The following is a 7,465-nucleotide window of genomic DNA, read 5'->3' as shown; positions in this document are numbered from 1 at the left end:
GCCCGCCGGGTCGACGCGGTCATCGAGACCGTCGGCGCCGCCACCTGGGGTCACTCGGTGAAGGCATTGCGCCCCGGCGGGCGCATCGTGGTCTCGGGCGCCACCAGTGGTCCGAACCCGCCGGCGGACCTCACCCGGATCTTCTTCCTCCAGCTGTCGGTGATCGGTTCCACCATGGGGAGCCGGGACGAGCTGGTCGACCTCGTCGCGTTCGCGGAACGGACCGGGGTGCGGCCGCTGATCCACGAGGTGCGCCCGCTGGCCGATGCCCGGGCCGCCTTCGAGCAGCTGCTCGGCGGTGAGTTCTTCGGCAAGCTGATACTCCGCCCCCCCGCCTAGCCTCTTTGGTGCGATGCGGGGACTCCTGGCTCGGGGCTGGGCGGGCCAGCCAGGTGGCGAGCCGGACCGGCCGCCGCACGCCGGTGGCGCTGCCGGGCACGGCGGCCCGGGAACACCACTGGCGGGGCGGGACCCGGTCCTCGGATCGGGCACGCCCCGCCAGCCGCGCGCTCAGTTCTCGAACGCCGCCTCGACCAGGGCCTGCTGCTCGCGCTCGTGCACCTTCGACGACCCCGAGGCCGGGGCCGCGGCGGCGCGCCGGGAGATGCGACGCAGCCGGATGCCGCCGGGCAGGAACTCGGTCAGGTTGAGGGCCATGTGCGGGTAGGCGCCCTGGTTCGCTGGCTCCTCCTGGAGCCAGACAATGTCCGTCACGTTCGGGTAACGCTCCAGGACCTGCGCGAGCTCCGGTCCGGGCGTCGGGTAGAGCTGTTCGACGCGCAGCAGGGCGAACCGCTCGGCGTCATCGTGCTTCCCCCGGGCGGCGGCGAGATCGTAGTAGACCTTGCCGCCCGTGAGCAGTACCCGGCGCACGGCCGACGGGTCCGTCACGGACCCGTCGTCAATCACCGGCTGCCAGCCGCTGCCGGTCAGCTCCGCCACGGTGGACGTCGCGGCCTTCAGCCGCAGCATCGACTTGGGGGTGAAGACCACCAACGGGCGCCGGACCGGCGAGAGGGCCTGCCGGCGCAGCAGGTGGAAGTAGCTGGCGGGGGACGAGGGTGCGGAGACCGTCATGTTGTTGTCCGCGCACAGCGACAGGAAGCGCTCGATGCGGGCGGAGGAGTGGTCGGGACCCTGACCCTCGTAGCCGTGCGGCAGCAGCAGGGTGACTGCCGACCGCTGGCCCCACTTGGCCTCACCGGCGGTGATGAACTCGTCAATGATCGACTGGGCGCCGTTGGCGAAGTCGCCGAACTGCGCCTCCCAGAGCACCAGCATGTCCGGCCGGGCGACCGCGTAGCCGTACTCGAAGCCCATCGCCGCGAACTCGCTCAACAGCGAGTCGTAGACGTAGAAGGTGCCGACACCGTCGTTCACGATGGTGCCGTCGAGGCCGTAGCGCAGGGTCCGCAGCGGGGTGTGGTCCGCGGCGCTGTGCCGGTCGACCAGCACGGCGTGCCGCTGGCCGAAGGTGCCCCGCCGGCTGTCCTGACCGGTCAGCCGCACCGAGCGGCCGTCGAGTAGGAGCGTTCCGAAGGCCAAGGTCTCCGCCAGCGCCCAGTCGATCGAGCCGGTCTTCACCATCTGGGCCCGCCGCTCGACCTGGGGACGCAGCCGTGGATGGACGGTGAAGCCCTCCGGCAGGTTGACCTGGGTCTCGATGACCTTCTTCACGGCCTCGTCGGACACGGCGGTGCTCACCGCGGCCGCCGCGGCGGCCTCCTCCGGGGTGGTGATGATGCGTGGCTGCGGCGACGAGCCCGCCGGGGTGGTGTCCCGGGTCTGCGCGAAGGCCTTCTCGAGCTCCGCGCGGTAGCTCTTCATCGCTTGCTCGGCCTCCTCGCGGGTGATGTCCCCGCGGCCGATCAGCGCCTCGGTGTAGAGCTTGCGCACCGAACGCTTGCTGGCGATGGTGTCGTACATCAACGGCTGGGTGAACGAGGGCTCGTCCATCTCGTTGTGCCCGCGCCGCCGGTAGCAGACCAGGTCGATGACGACGTCCTTGTGGAACGCCTGGCGGTACTCGAACGCCAGCGCCGCGACCCGGACACACGCCTCCGGGTCGTCCCCGTTCACGTGGAAGATCGGTGCCTGGACCATCCGGGCGACGTCGGTGGCGTACACCGACGACCGGCCGGAGTCCGGCGAGGTGGTGAATCCGACCTGGTTGTTGATGACCAGGTGCACGGTGCCGCCGGTGCGGTATCCGCGCAGCTGGGACAGGTTGAGGGTCTCGGCGACGACCCCCTGACCGGCGAACGCGGCATCGCCGTGGACGAGTACCGGCAGGACGGTGAAACCCGTCGAGCCCTTGTCCAGGATGTCCTGCTTGGCGCGGACGACGCCCTCGGTGACCGGGTCGACCGCCTCGAGGTGCGACGGGTTCGCGACCACCGAGACCGGTACCGTGCGGCCGTCCTGGCCGGTGTAGACGCCCTCGGCGCCGAGGTGGTACTTGACGTCGCCGGAGCCGTGCGCGGTCTGCGGGTCGAGGTAGCCCTCGAACTCGGCGAAGATCTGCCGGTAGGACTTGCCGACGATGTTGGCGAGCACGTTCAGCCGGCCGCGATGGGCCATGCCGATGACGACCTCGTCCATCCCCGCGCCGGCGGCGCGCGAGAGAACTTCGTCGAGGGCGGGGATCGTCGACTCGGCGCCCTCGAGGGAGAACCGGCGCTGGCCGACGTACTTGGTCTGCAAGAACGATTCGAACGCCTCCGCGGCCCCGAGCCGCTCCAGCACGTGCAGCTGCTCGGCCGGGTCCGGCCGCTCCGCGGCCCGCTCGACCCGGGCCTGGATCCAGGCGCGCTCGTCCGGCTCCTGGATGTGCATGTACTCGATGCCGATCCGACGGCAGTACGAGTCGCGCAGGACCCCCAGGACGTCGCGCAGGGACATCGTCCGGTGCCCGGCGAAGCCGCCGACGGCGAACTCGCGGTCGAGGTCCCACAGGGTCAGCCCGTGGCTGATGATGTCGAGATCGGGATGGCTGCGGATGGCGAACTCGAGCGGGTTCGTGTCCGCCATGAGGTGGCCGCGCACCCGGTAGGCGTGGATCAGTTCCAGCACCCGGGCGTTGTGGTCGAGGTCGCCCTCGTGCACGACCGGCATGTCGGTGACCCAGCGCACGGGCTCGTAGGGCACCCGCAGCGACTGGAAGATCTCGTCGTAGAAGCCGTCCTCGCCGAGGAGCAGCTGGTGCATCCGGCGCAGGTACTCACCCGACTGGGCGCCCTGGATGATGCGGTGGTCGTAGGTGCTGGTCAGTGTGATGATCTTGGAGATCGCGAGCTTCGCCAGGGTGTTCGCCGACGCGCCGGAGAACTCGGCCGGGTACTCCATCGCCCCGACGCCGATGATCGTGCCCTGGCCCTCCATCAGGCGGGGCACCGAGTGCACGGTGCCGATGCCGCCGGGGTTGGTCAGGCTGATGGTGACGCCGGTGAAGTCGTCGGTGGTCAGCTTGTTCGCCCGAGCCCGGCGCACGAGGTCCTCGTAGGCCTGCCAGAACTGGGTGAAGTCCAGCGTCTCGGCCTTCTTGACGGCGGCGACGACGAGCTGGCGGCCCTTCGGGGTCACCAGGTCGATGGCGAGGCCCAGGTTGACGTGCTCAGGCTGGACGATGGCCGGCTTGCCGCCCACCTCCGTGTAGGAGGCGTTCATGACGGGATGCGCGGCCAGCGCCTTGACCATCGCGTAGCCGATGATGTGCGTGAAGGACGCCTTGCCGCCGCTGGAGCGGGCCAGGTGCCGGTTGATCACGATGCGGTTGTCCGCGAGCAGCTTGGCCGGCACCGCCCGCACCGAGGTCGCCGTCGGGACGTGCAGCGAGGTCTCCATGTTGCTGACCACGCGGGCGGCGGCGCCGCGCAGCGGCGTGGCCGCCTCCGGAACCTGCCGGTCGGCGGGTGCCGCCTGCTTCGGGGGCCCGGCGGGCTGCGCCGACGCCGGGACCGGCGCGGTCGCGGCGGCCGGAACAGACGCGGCGGGCGGAACCGACGGGACGGCCTCGCTCGGCTTCACCGGAACAGGCGTAGTGTGGAAGACCTCACCATCCGGCGAGACCTCTCCGTTAGGGGCCGCCGTGGCGGCCTGCTCGGCTGCGCCCGCGGAGGCGGGCGGCGTGCCGGGGTGGTAATCGGAGAGGAACTCGCGCCACTCCGGCGATACGCTCTGCGGATCTTCGAGAAACTGCTGGTAGATCTCGAAGACCAGCCATTCGTTGGGTCCGAAGTCAGGTCCTGACGCAGGTACCGTTGGTGCTGTCACGGGGCCATTCGCCTCTATCCACGGTCTCGCTTCTCGGCCTCCGAAAGGCCCTTCCGCCACCGTCTCCCCATCCTACCCGCTCTGGGCATCCTGGTTCGACCTGCTCCCCCCGATCTGTCCTCCGATCGGTTACGAGTAGCTTGCTCGGCGTGTTCTCCGGGATACGCGGACCGGCGCCGGGAACGGCCGGCAGCTACAGCCAATCAGGGCGAGAGTGAGATCGTTCGATCGTTCACCGCACGGTGGGGATACTCCTGGGCGGGCCGTCGGTTATGCTCGGTGACGCCGGCCCGCATCATGGCCCCCGGACCCAATAAATGTCGCTTCGAGCGACCTACGCCCGTGAGGCGACCTGGCGGGCCGGCGTCTTCCTCTTGATGTTTCTGCTCCTTGGTGCCCTTTCTCCCTTGGTGTCGTTGTCCCTTGGTTTGCCCGGGGTCAGAGTGCGTCCGTCACGGACTGTCCGTAGTGGTCCCACCCGCCGCTGCCTACGGGACGCTCCCCGTCCACTGTCACCCCCGCGCCGACCGGTCCCGCGCCGCTCAGGACCGAACCGATCATTACGCACCCGGCCGGCGGGGTCACTCCTGGGGGAAGGCAGGCGACCAGCGCGTGATCCTCGCCGCCGTCGAGTACCCAGCGCAACGGGTCCACATCAAGGGCGGCCCCGGCCGACCGCATCGCCTCGTCGATCAGGAAGGCTTCCGGCGCGAGATTGATGGACACCCCCGATGCCACGGCGATGTGGCCGAGATCCGCCACGAGACCGTCCGAGACGTCGCACATGGCGTGCGCGCCCGCGGCGGCGAGCACCGGCCCGAGCGCGTAGGGTGGCCGGGGCCGGCGATGCGCCGCGATCAGCTCCTTCCATCGCGGGTCGTCGACCCATCGGGAGTCGCCGGCTGCCGAACCCGCCGTGAGTAGGGCCAGCCCCGCCTGGGCCCACCCGAGACGACCAGCGAGCACCACGGCATCACCGGGCCGGGCGCCCGAGCGCAGGACCGGCGGCCGGCCCTGCAGGTCACCGAGCGCGGTCACCCCGAGCATGATCGAATCCGCGGAGCTGACGTCCCCGCCGGACACGGAGGCACCGGCATACGCGCATTCCTCGGCCATTCCGTCGGCCATCGCCAGGGCCCAGTCGACCGCGAGGTCGCCGGGTGCGGCGAATCCGAGGAACAGGCCGGTGGGCCTCGCCCCCATCGACGCCACGTCGGCGAGGTTCTGCGCGGCGGCCTTGTGCCCGACATCCACCGCGGACGACCAGTCCCGGCGGAAGTGGCGTCCTTCGAGCAGCAGGTCGGTGGTGACGACCACCCGACCGTCCGGGGCGGCCAGCACCGCCGCATCGTCCCCGGGGCCGACCAGCACGTCCCGTCCATGGGAGAAACGCGCCGTCACAGCCTCGATCAAGCCGAACTCACCCAGATCACGCAGCGTTGCGCCCGCCGGGGGTTTCCCGTGACTTCCCACTCGCCATATCCTCCAATACCCTACTGATCTGGATATTTCATCCTCGTCGGAGTTTCCCGACCCCGCCGACTCCCGGACCGACTGGCCGGACCGACCGGCCGGACCGACCGGCCGGACCCGGGACCCCCGGCCGGAGGCGGCACCGACGGGTGGACGCGGCCCTGACCGCACCGGGTACCCGGAAACAGCGGAATGACCGTGATCGCAACGTCCGCGTCACCTTCCCGACATATGTCACTGGAAATCTGACGCGCGTGCGAAGCCAGACCTGTCCGCGTGTATGTCGTCCGCGGCCTGCCGTGATCCGTGGGGCCGGTCAGCCGCGCGCCCAGGCGATTCGGCCCAGCGGAGGTCCGCTGACCAGGCATCGGTCCAGGTAGGGCCGGGTGGCGCTGCAGCCTGGCCGAGGAAGGATCGAGGGAAGGCACTACCTGCCCTCCACCCCCGAGACCATCAGATGGGGTGAGCTGCCGAACGCCCTGACCAGGCCGGTTCTCAGTGTCGACTCCGGCGCCACGGTCACCTTCGATACGGTCAGCCAGGAGGGGATCCTCTGCGACCAGGGGCGCGATCCCGACGCCTTCTTCGCCGGTTTTGGGGTCGCGCCGTCGGAGGTGCTGGCCGACGCCCGGGCGATCGCCGCTTCGGGTATCCCGCACCGGTTCGGGGTGGACGGCACCCACATCGTCACCGGACCGGTGTTCGTCCGGGGCGCGGAACCGGGGGACATGCTGCGGGTTGAGATGGTCTCGCTGCATCCCCGCGCACGGTATGGGATCGTCTCGACCCGCCATGGCGCGGGCCTGCTCGCCGGGGAGTTCCCCGCGGGGGGGCCACCGGACTCGGACGCCGACGCCCGCCATTGGCAACGCTTCCGCACCGTTACCACCTTCTGCGCTGTGGAGCGCCGGCGGGGCCGCCTGTTCGGCGCCCTGACCAGTGTGAACGGCAGCAGGACCCGGTTTCCGTTGGCGCCGTTCCTGGGAATCATGGCGGTCGGCGTGGACACTACGATCGAGATTGTCCCCTCCACCTCGATCGGTCCGCACGGCGGCGCCCTGGACTGCCGGGAACTCGGCGCGGGCGCGCGGCTGTTCCTGCCGGTCCAGGTGAGCGGCGCGTTGTTCGCCGTCGGCGATCCGCATTACGCCCTCGGAGACGGGAAGATCGGTGCCACCGCCCTGGATGGCCCGCTGCGGGCGACGCTGCGGCTGACCGTGCTGCGTGACACGGCGGCCCGGTCGGTTCTCGGCGCGCTGCGGGAACCGTTCATCGAGACCGACACGGCCTGGGTCACCCTGGGGCTCGACGTTGACCTCGCCGAGTCCGTCCGCCGCGCGGCGCGGTCGGCGGTGGTCTTCCTACAGAGCCGGGTCGGGCTCGACCGGACCGAGGCGCTTGCCTACCTGTCCGCCGCAGCCGACTTCGGGGCGTGCCAGCTCGGCACCGGAACCCAGAGCGCGTTCTGCCGCATCCGCCGGGCGGATTTCACCGAACTGCCGACCGTGAAGCCGCGACTGCCGCGACCCGGACTCGTGCGGATCGCCGGCGTGGGCGACTCGGAGACCGAGGACCCGACGGATCCGGGACACGCCGCGGAGAAGACGCCGGAGCAGGCGTCGAGGCATCCCCACGACGATCACGGTCCCGACGTCCTGCCGGCGCCGTTCGAACCGGGCGGGGTGGCCGGGCCGCCGGCCTGACCGACCCGTTCGGCCCG

General features: G+C 70.7%; 4 protein-coding genes. 2 read left to right on the top strand and 2 right to left on the bottom strand.

Annotated features, from left to right (window positions below):
- A partial coding sequence (locus AC08OP_RS11885) for a zinc-binding dehydrogenase (protein ID WP_476614243.1) occupies positions 1–339 on the top strand: 339 nt, incomplete at its 5' end.
- 171 nt (positions 340–510) lie between these two features.
- Here the strand turns inward: AC08OP_RS11885 and AC08OP_RS11880 are convergent.
- Positions 511–4,272: a multifunctional oxoglutarate decarboxylase/oxoglutarate dehydrogenase thiamine pyrophosphate-binding subunit/dihydrolipoyllysine-residue succinyltransferase subunit gene (locus AC08OP_RS11880; RefSeq protein WP_476614242.1), complete on the bottom strand. Its 3,762-nt coding sequence runs from the start codon at positions 4,270–4,272 to the stop codon at positions 511–513.
- A 438-nt stretch (positions 4,273–4,710) separates the two neighbouring features.
- On the bottom strand, positions 4,711–5,745 hold the full coding sequence (locus AC08OP_RS11875) for a thiamine-phosphate kinase (RefSeq protein WP_476614241.1): 1,035 nt from the start codon (positions 5,743–5,745) through the stop codon (positions 4,711–4,713).
- A gap of 386 nt (positions 5,746–6,131) precedes the next feature.
- Between AC08OP_RS11875 and AC08OP_RS11870 the strand changes: the two genes are divergently transcribed.
- Positions 6,132–7,448, top strand: coding sequence for an acetamidase/formamidase family protein (locus AC08OP_RS11870; protein ID WP_476614240.1), 1,317 nt, complete (start codon positions 6,132–6,134; stop codon positions 7,446–7,448).
- Positions 7,449–7,465 lie beyond the last annotated feature (17 nt).

Source organism: Frankia sp. CeRuru1, from assembly GCF_977966315.1.
Note: the sequence above shows the minus strand (reverse complement) of the source record. Positions and strands in the feature narration are given on the sequence as shown.